14 protein-coding genes are annotated in these 16,636 nt (G+C 64.0%); 5 read left to right on the forward strand and 9 right to left on the reverse strand.

Going from position 1 to position 16,636, the window contains the following annotated elements; all coding sequences use genetic code 11:
- Positions 1-4 precede the first annotated feature (4 nt).
- The 8 genes from PSV33_RS13985 to PSV33_RS14020 all read right to left on the reverse strand — a co-directional run bounded on the left by PSV33_RS13985 (position 5) and on the right by PSV33_RS14020 (position 10,237).
- On the reverse strand, positions 5-550 hold the full coding sequence (locus tag PSV33_RS13985) for a DinB family protein (RefSeq protein ID WP_300562786.1): 546 nt from the start codon (positions 548-550) through the stop codon (positions 5-7).
- Between the two features lie 137 nt (positions 551-687).
- Complete coding sequence (locus tag PSV33_RS13990; protein ID WP_300562787.1) at positions 688-4,347, reverse strand: hydantoinase B/oxoprolinase family protein; 3,660 nt, start codon at positions 4,345-4,347, stop codon at positions 688-690.
- A gap of 62 nt (positions 4,348-4,409) precedes the next feature.
- Complete coding sequence (locus tag PSV33_RS13995; RefSeq protein WP_300562789.1) at positions 4,410-5,384, reverse strand: TRAP transporter substrate-binding protein; 975 nt, start codon at positions 5,382-5,384, stop codon at positions 4,410-4,412.
- 35 nt (positions 5,385-5,419) lie between these two features.
- Positions 5,420-6,712: a TRAP transporter large permease subunit gene (locus PSV33_RS14000; RefSeq protein ID WP_300562791.1), complete on the reverse strand. Its 1,293-nt coding sequence runs from the start codon at positions 6,710-6,712 to the stop codon at positions 5,420-5,422.
- 23 nt (positions 6,713-6,735) lie between these two features.
- Positions 6,736-7,245, reverse strand: coding sequence for a TRAP transporter small permease (locus PSV33_RS14005; RefSeq protein ID WP_300562793.1), 510 nt, complete (start codon positions 7,243-7,245; stop codon positions 6,736-6,738).
- 107 nt (positions 7,246-7,352) lie between these two features.
- The gene (locus PSV33_RS14010; RefSeq protein ID WP_300562795.1) at positions 7,353-8,315 is read right to left on the reverse strand and encodes a TRAP transporter substrate-binding protein; all 963 of its coding nucleotides are present in this window, start codon (positions 8,313-8,315) and stop codon (positions 7,353-7,355) included.
- 22 nt (positions 8,316-8,337) lie between these two features.
- Positions 8,338-9,114, reverse strand: coding sequence for a putative hydro-lyase (locus PSV33_RS14015; protein WP_300562812.1), 777 nt, complete (start codon positions 9,112-9,114; stop codon positions 8,338-8,340).
- A gap of 208 nt (positions 9,115-9,322) precedes the next feature.
- Positions 9,323-10,237 carry a LysR family transcriptional regulator gene (locus tag PSV33_RS14020; RefSeq protein WP_300562797.1) on the reverse strand — a complete coding sequence of 305 codons (915 nt, stop codon included), beginning with the start codon at positions 10,235-10,237 and terminating at the stop codon, positions 9,323-9,325.
- 122 nt (positions 10,238-10,359) lie between these two features.
- Between PSV33_RS14020 and PSV33_RS14025 the strand changes: the two genes are divergently transcribed.
- The 5 genes from PSV33_RS14025 (at position 10,360) to mgtA (ending at position 16,363) form a co-directional block, all read left to right on the forward strand.
- A complete protein-coding gene (locus PSV33_RS14025) occupies positions 10,360-11,325 on the forward strand; it encodes a TRAP transporter substrate-binding protein (RefSeq protein ID WP_300562799.1) in 966 nt (321 codons plus the stop codon).
- A gap of 8 nt (positions 11,326-11,333) precedes the next feature.
- Positions 11,334-11,843, forward strand: coding sequence for a TRAP transporter small permease (locus PSV33_RS14030; protein ID WP_300562800.1), 510 nt, complete (start codon positions 11,334-11,336; stop codon positions 11,841-11,843).
- A 7-nt stretch (positions 11,844-11,850) separates the two neighbouring features.
- Entirely contained in the window at positions 11,851-13,152 is a 1,302-nt protein-coding gene (locus PSV33_RS14035; RefSeq protein ID WP_300562801.1) for a TRAP transporter large permease subunit, read from the forward strand.
- Positions 13,153-13,181: 29 nt separating this feature from the next.
- Positions 13,182-13,577, forward strand: a complete 396-nt coding sequence (crcB, locus tag PSV33_RS14040) for a fluoride efflux transporter CrcB (protein WP_300562803.1) — start codon at positions 13,182-13,184, stop codon at positions 13,575-13,577.
- A gap of 191 nt (positions 13,578-13,768) precedes the next feature.
- Entirely contained in the window at positions 13,769-16,363 is a 2,595-nt protein-coding gene (gene mgtA / locus PSV33_RS14045; protein ID WP_300562804.1) for a magnesium-translocating P-type ATPase, read from the forward strand.
- A gap of 64 nt (positions 16,364-16,427) precedes the next feature.
- On the opposite strand, the gene PSV33_RS14050 is transcribed toward mgtA, so the two are convergent.
- On the reverse strand, positions 16,428-16,636 hold a 209-nt coding region (locus PSV33_RS14050), incomplete at its 5' end, for a tripartite tricarboxylate transporter substrate-binding protein (protein ID WP_300562805.1).

Here is a 16,636-nt window from a genome sequence, read left to right on the forward strand (position 1 = left end):
CGCCTTACACCAGCGCAATCAGGTCCGTCACCCCCACATCCACCCCGGCCTGCATCAGCAGCGTGGTGGCCTGTCCGCGGTGGTGCGTCTGGTGGTTGAAAAAATGGGTCATCGCCTGCCAGGCCGGGTGGACGCGCGCCACACCCTTGCTGTTGCTGTAGGTCATGGTGAACTGCGGGTAGGCCTCGGGCATGTCCGCCACCCAAGCCTCCATCGCGACGTCCAGCTGCTCGCGCTTGGCGCGCAGGGCGGACCAGTCGTCAAACAGCACGGTGCCCAACTGGCTGCCCGGCGGCAGGTCCAGCACGGCTTCACTCAGGCTGGCCAACGGGGCGCCATGGTCCAGCCCGCACTGCGCAAAACGCCGCAGCCAGATCTGGTCGGCCACCACGAGGTGGTTCAGCGTGTGGTGGAGCGAACCGAAAAAGGCGCCGCGATCCCGTTTGCGCTCTTCGTCGCTGAGCGCGTCACAGGCCGCATACAGGCGCTGGTTCATCCAGCGGTTGTACTTTGCCAGAAAGCGGTAGTTGTCTGCGAAAGCAACTTCCATGTTCCTTACTCCTGAATTGATAGCTGCCAGCGGTTGCCGGATAAGGGCCGGAGGCTGATTTGATTCATGGCATGTCACTGACCGGGGACCCTCACCCCTGCCCTCTCCCGACCGGAGAGGGAGGGGAAAAACAAGCCTCAGGCTTTGCCGAAACCGCCGCCGCCCGGCGTGTGGATCTCGAACACGTCGCCGGGCAACATCTCGGCCTGGCCAATGTGGTCCAGGGCCTCGATCTGCCCGCCGGCGCGCACCACCAGGTTGCGGCCGACCTGGCCGGGCTCGCCGCCGGCCATGCCAAACGCACCGTGTTTGCGGCCGTTCGACAAAATGCTCGCGGTCATGGCTTCGAGAAAACGCACGCGCCGCACGCCGCCGTTGCCGCCTGTCCAGCGACCGGCGCCGCCCGAGCCCTGGCGGATCTCGTAACTCTCCAGCCGCACCGGGAAACGGAACTCCAGCACCTCGGGGTCGGTCAGGCGTGAGTTGGTCATGTGGGTCTGCACGACCGAGGTACCGTCAAAACCCTTGACGATTTTTCCGTCTGCATCGATCTGGCCGCCGGCACCCGAACCCCCCGAGATGGTTTCGTAATACTGGTGCCGTTCGTTGCCGAAGGTGAAGTTGTTCATGGTGCACTGGCTGGCGGCCATCACGCCGAGTGCGCCATACAGCGCATTGGTGATGCAGGTGGAGGTCTCGACGTTGCCCGCCACCACCGAGGCTGGCGGGTTGGGGTTCAGCATGGAGCCGGCCGGAATGATGACCTTGAGCGGCTTCAGGCAACCCGCGTTGAGCGGGATGTCGTCGTCCACCAGCGTGCGGAACACATACAGCACCGCCGCCATGCACACGGCCGTGGGCGCGTTGAAGTTGTTGCTCTGCTGCGGCGAGGTGCCGGTGAAATCGATCTCGGCGCTGCGGTTTGTCGTGTCCACCCGGATAGCCACCTGGATCTGCGCACCGTTGTCCAGCGGCAGCGTGAAGGCGCCGTCCCTGAGCTGGGTGATCACGCGGCGTACCGACTCCTCGGCGTTGTCCTGCACGTGGCGCATGTAGGCCAGCACCACCTCCAGGCTGAAGGTATCGACCATCTTGCGCAACTCCTGCACGCCTTTTTCATTGGCGGCGATCTGCGCCTTCAGGTCGGCCATGTTCTGCTGCGGGTTGCGGCTCGGGTATTCGCCGCTTTTCAGCAGCGCCACCATCTCGGCCTCACGCAGCACACCGCGTTCGACCAGCTTGACGTTGTTGATCTGAACGCCCTCTTCCTCGATACGCGTCGAAAACGGCGGCATGGAGCCTGGCGTGGTGCCGCCGATGTCGGCATGGTGACCGCGCGAACCCACATAAAAGGTCGGCAGCTCTGCGCCGCCCAGGTAGACCGGCGTGATGACCGTGATGTCGGGCAGGTGCGTGCCGCCGTGGTAGGGGTCATTGAGCACGTACACGTCGCCCGGTTGCATTTTTCCGGCGTTCTCGCGAATCACCGTCTTGATGCTCTCGCCCATGGAGCCCAGGTGCACCGGCATGTGCGGCGCATTGGCGATCAGGTTGCCTTCCGTGTCGAACAGCGCGCAGCTGAAGTCCAGCCGCTCCTTGATGTTGACCGAATAGGCGGTGTTCTGCAGCTGCAGGCCCATCTGTTCGGCAATGTTCATGAAGAGGTTGTTGAACACCTCCAGCAGCACCGGGTCTACCGTGGTGCCGGCTGCAAACTGGATGGCGCGTTCTGCGCGCCGGTCCAGCACCAGGTGGTCCAGCGCCGTCAGCGCGGCTTCCCAGCCGGGCTCGACCACGGTGGTGGCGTTTTTTTCGGCAATGATGGCGGGGCCGGAAATGATGTCGCCGGGCTGCAGGTCTTCCCGCACCACCAGGGCCGCATCGTGCCACTGGCCGCCCGAATACATGCGCACGGTCTCGCGGCGTGGTACTTCGCGCAGCTCGTGGGTGGCATGGCGCGGCTCCACCGGCGCATCGCCCGCAACCACCGCCTCGACCGACACGGCTTCCACCACCAGGCCCTTCCCCTGCATCAGGAAGGCAAACCGCTGGCGGTAGGCGGCTTCGAAGCCGGCCTCGATCTCGTCCAGCGTGCCGAAGGGAACCACCAGCGCCGAGTCGCTGCCCTCGTAACGCACATGCACGCGGCGGTGCATGGTGATGGTGCCGGTGCTGACCTGCTGGCGCTGCAGTTCGGCCTGCGCCGTGGCAGCCAGTGCGTCGAGCTTGTCGGCTACCTCCTGCAGGGCCGCCGGCGACAGCTTGAGCTCCACCGCCTGCTCGCGAATCACGTTCTGGTCGGCCAGGCCCATGCCGTAGGCGCTGAGCACCCCGGCCAGCGGGTGCACAAACACCCGGGTCATGCCCAGCGCATCGGCCACCAGGCAGGCGTGCTGCCCGCCGGCGCCGCCGAAACACTGCAAGGTGTAACGGGTCACGTCGTAGCCACGCGCCACCGAGATCTTCTTGATGGCATTGGCCATCTGCTGCACCGCGATGTTGATGAAACCTTCGGCCACCACCTCGGCGCTGCGCCCGGTCTGGCCGGCCAGTTCGTTGAACTGGGTCTGCACCGCCTCGTAGCTCAGCGGCTCGTCGGCGTTCGGGCCGAACACCTTGGGAAAATAACGCGGCTGCACCTTGCCGACCATCACATTGGCGTCGGTCACGGCGAGGCGGCCCCCGCGGCGATAACTCGCCGGTCCCGGGTTGGCGCCGGCGCTCTGCGGCCCGACGCGGAAACGTTCACCGTCGAACTTGAGGATGGAGCCGCCGCCGGCCGCCACCGTGTGGATGCTCATCATGGGGGCGCGCATGCGCACGCCGGCCACCTGGGTTTCGAACTCGCGCTCGAACTCGCCGGCGTAATGCGACACGTCGGTGGAGGTGCCGCCCATGTCGAAACCGATCACCTTGGCGTGGCCGGCAATCGCCGCGGTGCGCGCCATGCCGACAATGCCGCCGGCCGGCCCGCTCAGGATCGCGTCCTTGCCCTGGAACACATGGGCATCGGTCAGGCCGCCCGAGGACTGCATGAAAAACAGCTTCACGCCGGGCATCTCACCGGCCACCTGCTCCACATAACGGCGCAGGATGGGCGAGAGGTAGGCATCGACCACGGTGGTGTCGCCGCGGCTGACAAACTTCATCATCGGGCTGGTTTCGTGCGAGGTGCTGACCTGCGTGAAACCGACCTCGCGCGCAAGGCGGCCGGCAGCTTTTTCATGGTCGGTATAGCGGTAGCCATGCATGAATACGATGGAAACACTGCGCAGCCCTTTCTGGTATTGCGCAAGCAGCTCCTGTTTTAATAGCGATTCGTCGAGCGTCTGCAGCACCTCGCCCTGGGCACCGACGCGTTCCTGAGCTTCCACCACGGCGCTGTAGAGCAGCTCGGGCAGCACGATGTGGCGGTCGAACAGGCGCGGGCGGTTCTGGTAGGCAATGCGCAGCGCGTCGCGAAAGCCGCGTGTGGTCACCAGCAGCGTCGGTTCGCCCTTGCGTTCGAGCAGCGCGTTGGTGGCCACGGTGGTGCCCATCTTCACGCAGTCGACCACGTCGGCGAGGATCGGCTCGCCCGCCTTCAGGCCCAACAGGTGGCGGATGCCGGCGACCGCCGCATCGCGGTACTGCTCGGGGTTCTCGGACAGCAGCTTGTGCGTCACCAGCGAACCGTCGGGCTTCCTGGCCACGATATCGGTGAATGTGCCGCCGCGGTCGATCCAGAACTGCCAGCGCTTGTCTGTCCTGACTGAAGCGGGCGATGCGGTCTGTGCTGAAGATTGTTTCGAAGTCATGGTTTAAAGCCGTTTCCGGACAGGAAGTTGGCGGGGCCTGGGTTCACGGCGCCCGTCGATATTTACTGAAGGTAATAGGGAACAAAAATCTGGTTGGCCTCGTTGCCCACAGTGCGCACCCATTCACGCGAGAATTTTTCGCCCATGCGTTTGATCTCAAGCTCCACGTCTGGCGGGATGCGCTCAATCCTGATGCCATTTTGCCGCAGCTCCTCAGTGGCGCTGGTGGCCAGCGACTCGCTGGCCGCCCAGCCCCGGGCTTCGGCTTCGGCAGCCGCCTTGCGCACGGCGCTGCGCGCTTCCGGCGTGAGCGCCTCAAATGCCCCGCTGCTGACAAACACCACGTTCTTCGGAAACCAGCCGTTGATCTCATAGTAGTACCTGATCGAGCCCCAGACCTTGTTTTCCACCCCGGTCAGGGCCGAGGTGATCATGTTGTCCATGCGGCCTTCGGCCAGGGCCTTGCCGACGTCCACCATGGCCACGTCCACCGGTCTGGCGCCCAACAATTCGGCAATCCGCTGCGTGGTCGAGTTGTAGGTGCGCATCTGCGTGCCCTTGAAATCTGCCAGGCTGCGTACCGGTTTGCTTGAGTGCAGCCCCTGCGGCGGCCAGGGCACGGCATACAGCAGCGTCAGCCCGCGCTGCGCGAAGTGTTTCTCAATACCGGGCCGTTGCAGCTTCCACAGGCGCGCCGCGTCCTTGTACGAACCCACCACAAAAGGCACGGCATCCGCGCCGGCGATCGGTATCTCCTTGACCATGCTGGTCATGATGGTCTCACCGGCTTGCGCCCTGCCATCTGCCACCGCCTGCCGGATGTCGTTGAGCTTGGCCAGGGTGTTGTTGGGGTGTACCTGGATCACCAGTTGCCCGCGCGTCGCCTGCTCCACCTCCCGCGAGAACTGCGCGATGTTCTGGGTGTGGAAAGATTCGGCACGGTAGCCCGTTGCCAGCTTCCAGGTGGTCTGGGCCAGCAGGGTTGGGACGTGACCCAGCAAAGCCGCAGCCAAGGCGGCGATCCAGAGTTTTTTCATGGGGAGACTCCTGCAGGGAAGTGGTTACAGGCGGGCTACATATGACGCGGCAGCCACAGCACCACGTCCGGAAAAAAGTAGGTGATCAGCACCGCGACGATCATCAGCATGAACAGGGGCAGCGCGGTGCGTGCGATCCAGGTCACTTCCCGCCGCGTCAGGCCCTGGATGACAAACAGATTGAAGCCCACCGGCGGTGTGATCTGCGCCATTTCGACCACCAGCACGATGAAAATGCCGAACCAGATCAGATCGAAGCCAGCCGCCTCGACCGTGGGCAGCAGCACGGCAATGGTCAGCACCACGACCGAGATACCGTCCAGAAAACACCCCAGCACAATGAAGAAGCCGATCAGTCCGAGCATCAGCATGAAGGGCGAGAGGTTCAGTGCCCCGATGAACTCGGCCAGATGCCGCGGCAGGCCGATGAATCCCATGGACAGCGTGAGGAAGGCTGCGCCGGCAAGGATCAGGCCGATCATGCAGTAGATGCGGCAGGCGGCGACCAGGCCTTCCCTGAACTTGTCCCAGGTGAGCGAACGCTCGATCGCCGCCAGCACGAGCGAACCGGCCACGCCCAGCGCCGCAGCCTCGGTGGCCGTGGCGATGCCGCTGTAGATGCCGCCCAGCACCACCACGATCAGCGAGACCACCGGAATCAGGTGCCGCGATGCGTAAATTTTCTGGCCAAAGCTCATTCGGGTATCGGCGGCCGGCACCTTGTCCTTGTTGAACAGGGCCCAGACGATGATGTAACCCATGAACAGCACGGCCAGCATCAGCCCGGGGATCACGCCGGCCAGGAACAGCTTGGCAATCGACACATTGGCCGCCACGCCATACACAATCATGATGATCGACGGCGGGATCAACAGGCCCAGCGTTCCCGCACCTGCCAGCGTGCCGACGGAGATGTCGTCCGGGTAGCCGCGCTTTTTGAGCTCGGGCAGGGTGATTTTGCCGATGGTCGCGCAGGTAGCGGCCGAGGAACCGGAGATCGCCGCGAAGATGGTGCAGCCCACCACATTGATGTGCAGCAGCCGGCCCGGCAGGCGGTCAAGCCAGGGTGCCAGGCCCTTGAACATGCTGCTGGAGAGCTTGCTGCGAAACAGGATCTCGCCCATCCATAAAAACAGGGGCAGCGCGGTCAGCGTCCAGCTCGAGGTCGACCCCCAGATGGTCAGCGCCATGCTGTCACCGGCCGGCCGGGCGGTCAACAATTCCATGCCAAGCAGCGCCACGGCCAGCAGCGACAGCCCTATCCACAATCCCGACCCCAGTGCCGCGAACAGCAGCACGATCAGGCCGACAGCAAAAACGATATCCATGATGATCTTTCCTTGGGTCAGGGCTATTCGATGTGGGCGGCTTCGCTGGAGACGGCAATGAAGCTGCCGCCCTGCCAGCGCTCGACCAGCGCCTGGACGAACGACAACGCAAAGCCGATGCAGCCCAGCGCCATGGCAAGCTGCGGTATCCACAGGGGCGAGGCATCGGCCGCCGGCGAGATGTCGTGCGTGCTGTACGACACCCAGACCAGGCGGGCCGCATACCAGGCCACATAGGTCGTCAGCGCCAGCCCCGCACCCAGCGACCACCACTCCAGAAATCCGCGCACCCTCGCAGGCACCCGGTCAAGCAGCAAGGTCACGCGGATGTGGTCGCCGTGCTGGAGCGTGCCGGGCAGCGCCAGGAACAGGGCCGCAGCAATCGCGTAGCCGGCGTAGGCGTCCAGCCCGGCAATGTCCCAACGGAGTTCGCGCGCCGCCACCCCCAGCATCACGGTGCCAAAGGCCGCCAGCATGGCGAGGCAGGACAAGGCCATCAGCAGTTTGTAGAAATTACGGACGAGTTTGCCCATCACGTGCTCCTGCATCGTTCGAAAAAAAGGGGGAGAAAGAGGAAGGGGCAGCGGTGAGCTTCATGCAGGGTCTGCCTGATGCAGACCCGCCCGCCGCGGGAAACGGCTTAGTTCTTCCGGTAGGCGTCGATGACGCTCTGGCCTTCGGGACCGGCGGTCTTGAGCCATTCGGCCGTCATGGTGTCGCCGATGGTTGCCAGCTCCTTCTTGATGCTGTCGGAGGGGGCGCTGATGGTCATGCCTTTCGCAGCCAGCTCCTTGATGTACTCGCCATCGAGCCGCTCGCTGGTGGTCCAGCCCCGCTCCTGCGCCGCTGCAGCCGCCTTGAGCAACGCCTCCTGGGTGGGCTTGTCGAGGGCGTCGAACGCCTTCTGGCTCACCACGGTGGCGTTGCGCGGCAGCCAGGCGTTGACCGGGTAGAAATACTTGACCTGTTCATGCAGCTTGCTCTCGATGCCGCTGGCGCTGGAGGTCAGGAAGTTCTGCACACCACCGGTGGCCAGCGCCTGGCCGAGCTCGGCCAGCTGGATGGTGACCGGCTGGGCCTTGAGCAGCTGCGCGATGCGTGTGGTCGCCGGGTTGTAGGCGCGCATCTTGGTGCCGGCAAAGTCGGCCGGCGTGGCGACCGGCTTGAGCGAATACAGCGACTGGCCGGGCCAGGGCACGGTGAACAGCACCTTCACGCCCTGGGCGGCGAGCAATTTGTCCTGCGCCGGCTTGGCCGCCAAATAGAGGCGTTTGGCATCGGCGTAGCTGGTGGCCAGGAAAGGGATCGAATCCACGCCGAACAGCGGGTTCTCATTGGCCGCACCGGACAGGATGAACTCTGCCGCCTGGACCTGGCCGGTCTGCACCGCACGTTTGATCTCGTTGGCCTTGTACAGCGAGCCGCCCGGGTGCAGCGTGATCTTGAGCTTGCCGCCGGTGAGCTGGTCCACCTCGTTGGCGAACTGCTGCACGTTCTGCGTCTGGAAACTGTTGGCCGAGTAACCGGTGGGCAGGTCCCATTTGGTCTGCGCCTGGACAAGCCCGGCGCAGGCGACGGTCAGGCCGAAAATGAGTGTCTTCATGAAATGCTCCTGTGAGTAAAGCCTAGAAACTGGCCAGTTGGTGGTTGAAAAGATCGGTGATCAGCATGGCGCCAGGTGCGTGGGTGATGCAGAAGGCCGGGCGCGCCTGCTGCAGCGCGGCTTGCGGTGTGACCCCGCAGGCCCAGAACACGGGCAACTCGTCGGGCAACACTTCGACAGCGTCGCCATAGTCAGGGCGGCCCAGGTCGGCAATGCCGATCAGCCCCGGGTCCCCGATATGGACCGGCGCGCCATGCACATTCGGGAAACGCGAGGTGATCTGTACCGCACGGATGGCGGCGGCGGCTTTCATGGGCCGCATGGACACCACCATCGGACCGCTGAAAACGCCGGCCACCTCGGTGGCGATGCTGGTGCGGTACATCGCCACGTTTTTTCCCTGCGCAATATGGCGCAGCGGCACGCCGGCTTCCAGCAACGCCTGCTCGAACGAGAACGAGCAGCCGATCACAAAGGTCACCAGGTCGGCGCGCCAGAGATCGACGATGTCGGTGGGCTGGTCCACCAGTTCACCGTCACGCCAGACCCGGTAGCGCGGCAGGTCGGTGCAGATGTCGATATCGGCACCCAGCGACGGCAAGGCGGCCTGGCCCGGCTCGGACACGGCCAGCAGCGGGCAGGCCTTGGGGTTGCGCTGGCAAAAGCGCAGGAAGTCATTGGCCTGCGCGGCCGGCAGGATGACCACATTGCCCTGCACATGGGTGCTGGCCAGGCCGCTGGTGTGGTGCGTCCACCGGCCCTGGCGGATCACGCTGCGCACGTGTGTTGCGCTGTGGATCGCGTCGCCTGCGAACACCGAAAGTGCCGACGGAGCCGATGGAGCCGAGGGCGATGCTGACTCGCGGACCGCTGATTGTGACGATGTACTCACCGGAAAATTCCCCTGCTGCCTGTGTCAAGTTGATGACGATGAGCGGATTGTGTGGGGGTGCCGGTCCGTGTGCAAATTCAAAATATTTTGCTTGTACCATCGATTTTTTCGATGATCAGGGTTTACCTTTAGAGGTCTTTTTTGGTGCATTTTTGAGGCCGCCGGCGAAGTCGATCGCCGACTGCAGCACGGTTTCCACCGTCTTGGACGTCGGGTCGGTGCGGTAGCTGGCATGGATCGGCAGCGACTGCAATTTTGCGTCGCAGGCCAGCGGTCGCAGCCGCGCAAAACCGGTCAGCCGCTGCACCGCAGCACGCGGCAACAGGGCCACGCCAAAGCCGCCCTGAACCAGCTGCACCATGGCTGAAATGGAGGAGATCGCATGCACCCTTTTGGGTTCCAGCCTGTGCGACCGGAACAAATCGAGCAGGGTCACATGCGGCTGTGAACCCTTCTGAAAGGTCAACAACTCCATCTCGGCAAGCTCGGCAAGCCGGTAATTTCTTTTTCTGTGCAGCTCCGGATGGCCTACAAAGACCATGTCCATGGTCGGCAGGGCCCGGTTGCGCACGCCCTCGGCCGAAGCCGGCAACACCGCAAAGGCCAGATCCAGCGTGCCGCGCTGGATCTGGTCCACGAGGATGGGGGTGGTCTCCACCGTCAGCTCCAGCTCCAGCCCGGGATGGTCGGCGCGCAGCTTTTCCAGCCAGGGAATCAGCCAGGAGTGCAACACCGACTCGATGGCCCCAATACGCATGGACATCGCCATGGCCTGACCCGAGCCCATCTCGGCCTTGACCTCGCGCTGCAGCTCCAGCAGTTTCTCGGCGTAAACCAGGAACCGCGCGCCGGCCACCGTGAGCTTGAACTGCTTGTCGCGGCGGTCCAGCAGCAAGATGCCCAGTTCGCTTTCCAGCGTGGCAATGCGGCTGGACATGGCCGACTGCGTCAGGAACAGTTTTTCGGCCGCCCGCGATATGCTTTTGAGGGAGGCCACCCAGTAAAAAGCTTCAACAAACCGCAGATTCATTCGAGAGGCCCCAGAAGGAAGTATTCGGGTATTCGGGTTTTCGGGGTATGCCCGGGGAAACTGGCGCGGGATTTGCGTCTATCCTATCCATACTTATCAACTTCCATTGTCCTGGAGCTTTCATGAAATTCAAACTCGCACTGATGGCCGCCGTCCTGAGTGTCGGCAGCGCCGCATCCGCCCAGACCAAGTGGGACCTGCCCGCGGCCTACCCGGCGACCAATTTCCACAGTGAAAACCTGGTGCAGTTCGCCAATGACGTGGACAAGGCCAGCGGCGGCAAGCTCAAGATCACGGTGCACGCCAACGCCTCGCTGTTCAAGGCCCCCGAGATCAAGCGCGCCGTGCAGGGCGGCCAGGCCCAGGCCGGCGAAATCCTGCTGGTCAACTTCCAGAACGAGTCGCAACTGTTCGGCGCCGACGGCCTGCCCTTTCTGGCCGACAGCTACGACTCTGCCATGAAGCTTTACCAGGCGCAAAAACCGCTGCTCGAAAAGAAACTCGGTGAACAGGGTATGTCCCTGCTCTATGCAGTTGCCTGGCCCCCCCAAGGCATTTATGCCAAGAAACAGCTTAACGCCGCCGCCGACCTCAAAGGCGTGAAATGGCGCGCCTACAGCCCGGCTACAGCCCGCATCGCCGAGCTGGTGGGCGCCCAGCCCGTGACCATCCAGGCTTCCGAGCTGTCCCAGGCCCTGGCAACCGGCGTGGTCGAGTCTTACATGTCCTCGGGCTCCACCGGCGTGGACAGCAAGACCTATGAACACCTCAAGTTCTTCTTCGACACCCAGGCCTGGTTGCCAAAAAATGCGGTCATCGTGAACAAGGCCGCCTTTGACGCGCTCGACGCCGCAACAAAACAGGCCGTGCTCAAAGCCGCCGCTGATGCCGAAGTGCGCGGCTGGGCCGCCTCCAAACGCGTCAACACCGCGTCGCTGGACACGCTCAAGGCCAACGGCATGGCCATCGTCACGCCCTCGCCTGCCCTGAAATCCGACATGAAAAAAGTCGGCGATGTGATGCTCAAGGAGTGGCTGGACAAAGCCGGCCCTGAAGGCCAGGCCATGGTCGACGCCTACCGCAAGTAAACGCCGACATGCGCAAGCTGCTTGACGGCATTTACAACAGCGCCGCCGCCCTGGCGGCGCTTTTTATGGTGGGTCTGCTGGTCATGGTGCTGCTGTCCATCATCAGCCGGCAGTTGCACTTTCATGTACCGGGGACCGACGCCTACGCCGGCTACCTGATGGCCGCCAGCGGCTTCCTCGCGCTGGCGCACACCCTCAAACGTGGCGAACACATCCGCGTGACCCTGCTGCTCAATGCCCTGAAAGGCCGCTGGAAAAAAGCCCTCGAAGTCTGGGCCCTGGCCGCAGCCACCTTGCTGGCCCTGCTGTTTGCCGTCTACAGCTGCAAGCTGGCCTGGCAATCTCGCGTGTTCAACGACATCTCCACCGGCAGTGACGCCACGCCGCTGTGGATTCCCCAACTGGCCATGGCTTATGGCGCGGTCGTTCTGGTGATTGCCTTCATCGACGAACTGGTGCTCGAGATCCAGGGCCGCCGGATGGCCGTCACCAGCAGCGAAGCACTGCGCAACGAATAAGGACCCCATGAACGACCTGACCATCATGGCCCTGCTGGTGCTTTCCCTCTTCTTCATTCTGGGCACCGGCGTGTGGATTGGCCTGACGCTGTCCGGTGTGGCCTGGATAGGCATGCAGCTGTTCACCACCCGTGTGGCCGGCGACGCCATGGCGGTCACCATCTGGGGCTCGGCCTCGAGCTGGACCCTGACCGCCCTGCCGCTGTTTGTCTGGATGGGTGAGATCCTGTTCCGCACCCGGCTGTCGCAGGACATGTTCAAGGGCCTGGCGCCCTGGATGCAGGGCCTGCCGGGCCGGCTGCTGCACACCAACGTGGTGGGCTGCACCATTTTTGCGGCTGTCTCGGGCTCCAGCGCGGCCACCTGCGCCACCATTGGCAAGATGACCCTGCCCGAACTCAAGCGGCGCGGCTACCCCGAACACATGATTGTCGGCACGCTGGCCGGGGCCAGTACCCTGGGTCTCCTGATCCCGCCGTCCATCATCATGATTGTTTATGGCGTTTCGGCCGAGGTGTCGATTGCCAAGCTCTTCATTGCGGGCGTGTTTCCCGGCCTTCTGCTGGCGCTGCTGTTTTCGGGCTACATCGTGGTCTGGGCGCTGCGCAACCCCGGCCAGATTCCGCCGGCCGACGCCAAAACGACCTTTCTGCAAAAGCTCTCTGCCTCACGCGCGCTGATTCCCGTGGTGCTGCTGATCGCCTCGGTGCTGGGCTCCATCTACTCCGGCATCGCCACGGCCACCGAGGCGGCGGCTATTGGCGTGGTGGGGGCGCTGGTCATCTCGGCATTTCAGGGCTCACTGAGCTGGGCCGCCTTCCGTGACGCGCTGATGGGCGCCACACGGCTGTACTGCATGATCGCGCTGATCCTGGCCGGTGCGGCCTTTCTGACGCTCTCCATGGGTTACATCGGCCTGCCGCGCCACCTGGCCGAATGGATTGCCACACTGGGCCTGAGCCAGGGCCAGCTGATCCTGGCACTGACCTTCTTTTTCATCGTGCTCGGCTGTTTTCTCGACGGCATCTCCATGGTCGTGCTGACCATGGGCGTGCTGATGCCAACCATCCAGAAAGCCGGCATTGACCCGATCTGGTTTGGCATCTTCATCGTGCTGGTCGTCGAAATGGCGCAGATCACGCCGCCCGTCGGCTTCAACCTGTTTGTGCTGCAAGGCATGACCGGCCGCGAGCTGCCGTGGATCGCCAAGGTCACCTTGCCGATGTTTTTCCTGATGTGCGCCGCCATTTCCCTGGTTTACCTGTTCCCCGGCATCGTCACCTGGCTGCCGCAGCAGATGAGCCGCTAGACTGCGTTTCACACCACCGCCCGTCCTTCATGCCCCTGTTCTACTCCGCCCTCGCCATCAGCCTGGGCGCCTCGTTGGGCGCACTGGCCCGCTGGGGTCTTGCGCTGTGGCTGACCCCCGGCGGCGTCATTCCCTGGGGCACACTGGCTGCCAACCTGATTGGCGGCTACCTGATCGGCATCTGTCTGGCCATCTTCCAGTCGCTGCCGCAGCTCGACCCGGTCTGGCGCCTGATGCTGGTGACCGGCTTTCTGGGCGGACTCACCACGTTTTCCTCCTTTTCAGCCGAAGTGGTCACCTTCCTGATGGAAGAGCGGTATGGCCTGGCGCTGGGCACGGCTGCGCTGCATGTGCTGGGTTCGCTGCTCATGACCTTGGCCGGCATCAAGACCGCTCTATTTTTGATAGCATCTCGCGCCCATTAAATAAGGGCTGGAAGTCTTTTTTACTCAAAATTGACGGGCAACACCGGATTTCGGCCGTGGCGGTCGGCGACACCGGGCGCACGGCACGTCACCTCACGACCGGTTGCGCCAGCCCAGTGGGCAAGCCCCGGCTTTTCTGTCATGCTGGCACCTCCCGGTATTCCGCGAAAACGCACTCAGGGGTAAGGCCGTTGCATTTCCTCTCCAGGCTGTTCCAGAAAAAACCACCGGCACACGGTGCCGGCGAACAGGTCCTCATCGAGGCTTACTGGAGCCTTCCTGCGGAGCATCTGATGGCACAACTCGGGGCCGGCGCCGACGGCCTGTCCCGCCGCGAAGCAGGCGCTCGCCTGAAACGCGAGCAGCCCTACGCACTCAAGGCGCTGAAAAAGGCCGGAACATTCGGCCTGCTGGTGAACCAGTTCAAAAGTCCGCTGGTGTTGATCCTGATCGTGGCATCCCTCATTTCCCTGGTCGCCTCAGAGTGGATGGATGCAGGCATGGTGCTGGTCGTCGTCGTCGGCAGCACCCTGCTGGGCTTCGCTCAGGAATACATTGCCGGCAACGCGATCGCGAAGCTGCGTTCCCGCATCACCGTCCATTCGCTGGTCCTGCGGGACGGGCAGACCCAAAACATGCCCTCGTACCGGGTGGTGCGCGGCGACATCGTGCTGCTGAACGCGGGCAGCCTGATCCCGGCCGATGGCGTGGTGCTGGAGGCCAGGGACTTCTTCGTCAACCAGGCGGTACTCACCGGCGAAACCTTTCCGGTCGAAAAAAAGCCCGGCGCTGCCCCGGTCAAAGCCGGCCTGGCCGAGCGCGGCAATTGCGTGTTCATGGGCACCAGCGTGGGCAGCGGCACGGCGCGCGTGCTGATCGCACAGACCGGCCAAGCCACCGTGTTCGGGCAGATTGCGGGCAAGCTCGCCCTGCGTCCGGCCCTGACCGAGTTCGAGCGCGGCATCCAGCGTTTCGGCTACCTCCTCACGCGCATCATGCTGGCCATGGTAGTCACGGTGCTGGCCATCAACATCTTCATGGACAAGCCGGCCGTCTCCTCCCTGCTGTTCGCCCTGGCGCTGGCCGTGGGCCTGACCCCGGAGCTGCTGCCGGCCATCGTCAGCATCACGCTGTCGCACGGCGCCAAACGCATGGCCCGGCTCGGCGTGATCGTGCGCCGGCTCAACTCGATAGAGAACCTCGGCAGCATGGATGTGCTGTGCACCGACAAGACCGGCACCCTGACGGCGGGTGTGGTGGCGCTCGACGGCGCGGTCGATAGCGCCGGCCAGCCGAGCCTGGCGGTGCTGCGGCTGGCCGGCATCAATGCGCAATTCCAGTCCGGACTGGTCAACGCCCTGGACGACGCCGTGCTGGCCGCCGCGAAAAGGGCCGGTATGGATTTGCGCGCGATGCAGAAGGTGGACGAAATCCCCTACGACTTCGTGCGCAAATGCCTGTCCGTGGTGACCGCCGACGCCAGCGGCGAGCGCACGCTGGTCACCAAGGGCGCGCTCGACAAGATCCTCGCCATGTGCACGAACGCGGGGGTTGACGGCGCACCGCTCGATGCCGCCATGCGCGCCCGCATCGATGCACTTTACGAGGCCTGGAGTGCGCAGGGTTACCGCGTGCTCGGCGTCGCCTCGCGCCAGGTGCCGGCGCGCAGTGGGCCCTATACCCGCAGCGACGAGCGCGACCTGTGCTTCGCCGGTTTCCTTCTTTTCATGGACCCTCCCAAGACCGACGCACGGCAGACCCTGCTGGACCTGGCGCAGCGCGGCGTGCAGCTCAAGATCATCACCGGCGACAACCGCAAGGTGGCACGTCACATCGCCGAAGCGGTCGGGCTGCCTGCAGTGAGCACCCTGACCGGCCGCGAACTCAATGACATGGGCGACGAAGCGCTGATGCATGCGGTCGGCGCCACCTCGGTGTTCGCGGAGGTGGACCCGAACCAGAAGGAGCGCATCATCCTGGCCCTGCAGAAGACCGGCCATGTGGTCGGCTACATGGGCGACGGCATCAACGACGCGCTGGCGCTGCACGCGGCCGACGTCGGCATCTCGGTGGACACAGCGGTCGATGTGGCCAAAGACGCTGCGGACTTCATCCTGCTGCGCAAGGACCTTGGCATCCTGCGCCAGGGCATCGACGAAGGTCGAAGAACCTTCGCCAACACGCTCAAGTACATCCTGACCACGATCAGCGCCAACTTCGGCAACATGGCCAGCATGGCCGTGGCCTCGCTGTTCCTGCCCTTCCTGCCGTTGCTGGCTTCGCAGATCCTGCTGAACAATTTCCTGTCCGACATTCCCGGGGCGGCGATTGCCAGCGACCGGGTTGACCCCGAATGGGTGGCCAGGCCGCGCCGCTGGGACACGCTGTTCATCCGCAACTACATGGTGCGTTTCGGGCTGATCAGCTCGGCCTTCGACCTGCTGACCTTTGCGGTGCTGCTGTGGGTGTTCAAGGCGGCGCCCGAAGAGTTCCGCACCGGCTGGTTTCTGGAGTCACTGCTGACCGAGCTGGTGATCGCGCTGGTGGTACGCACCCGACGCCCCTTCTACCGCAGCCGGCCGGGCCATCTTCTGCTGGGCAGCACGCTGGTGGTGATCGCCATCGCGCTGCTGCTGCCCTACCTGCCCTTCAGCGACATCTTCGGCTTCGTACCCCTGCCGGCCCCGCTGGTGCTGGCCATGATCGGGTTGACGCTGGCCTATGTCTTCGTTGTCGAAGTAACCAAGAAGTCGTTTTACGCGCGCGGCGAAAACGCAGACAGATAAGGCATGACGGGGGCGGGGCGACTGGAAAAGCCCGGCCGACCCGCATTCGCTGGCGGCAAGCGTTTTATTGCGGCTCGATCTTCGCGTCGCGAATCGCCTTGGCCCACTTGGCCGTTTCCAGCTTGCTGCGCTGGGCCAGGGCTTCAGCCGTTCCGGGTTCGACCAGGAAGCCGATCGGTGCGAATTTTTCCTGCAGATCCTTGCTCTGGGCCGCGGCGTTGATGGCCTGGTTCAGTTTGGCAATGATGTCGGGCGGTGTGCCGGCCGGTGCAA

The organism is Polaromonas sp., assembly GCF_029945895.1.
GTDB lineage: Bacteria > Pseudomonadota > Gammaproteobacteria > Burkholderiales > Burkholderiaceae_C > Polaromonas.

Excerpts from the sequence above, each read along its gene's own strand:
- PSV33_RS13985 (WP_300562786.1), bottom strand. The coding sequence starts at position 550 with ATGGAAGTTGCTTTCGCAGACAACTACCGCTTTCTGGCAAAGTACAAC.
- PSV33_RS13990 (WP_300562787.1), bottom strand. The coding sequence starts at position 4,347 with ATGACTTCGAAACAATCTTCAGCACAGACCGCATCGCCCGCTTCAGTC.
- PSV33_RS13995 (WP_300562789.1), bottom strand. The coding sequence starts at position 5,384 with ATGAAAAAACTCTGGATCGCCGCCTTGGCTGCGGCTTTGCTGGGTCAC.
- PSV33_RS14000 (WP_300562791.1), bottom strand. The coding sequence starts at position 6,712 with ATGGATATCGTTTTTGCTGTCGGCCTGATCGTGCTGCTGTTCGCGGCA.
- PSV33_RS14005 (WP_300562793.1), bottom strand. The coding sequence starts at position 7,245 with ATGGGCAAACTCGTCCGTAATTTCTACAAACTGCTGATGGCCTTGTCC.
- PSV33_RS14010 (WP_300562795.1), bottom strand. The coding sequence starts at position 8,315 with ATGAAGACACTCATTTTCGGCCTGACCGTCGCCTGCGCCGGGCTTGTC.
- PSV33_RS14020 (WP_300562797.1), bottom strand. The coding sequence starts at position 10,237 with ATGAATCTGCGGTTTGTTGAAGCTTTTTACTGGGTGGCCTCCCTCAAA.
- PSV33_RS14025 (WP_300562799.1), top strand. The coding sequence starts at position 10,360 with ATGAAATTCAAACTCGCACTGATGGCCGCCGTCCTGAGTGTCGGCAGC.
- PSV33_RS14030 (WP_300562800.1), top strand. The coding sequence starts at position 11,334 with ATGCGCAAGCTGCTTGACGGCATTTACAACAGCGCCGCCGCCCTGGCG.
- PSV33_RS14035 (WP_300562801.1), top strand. The coding sequence starts at position 11,851 with ATGAACGACCTGACCATCATGGCCCTGCTGGTGCTTTCCCTCTTCTTC.
- crcB (WP_300562803.1), top strand. The coding sequence starts at position 13,182 with ATGCCCCTGTTCTACTCCGCCCTCGCCATCAGCCTGGGCGCCTCGTTG.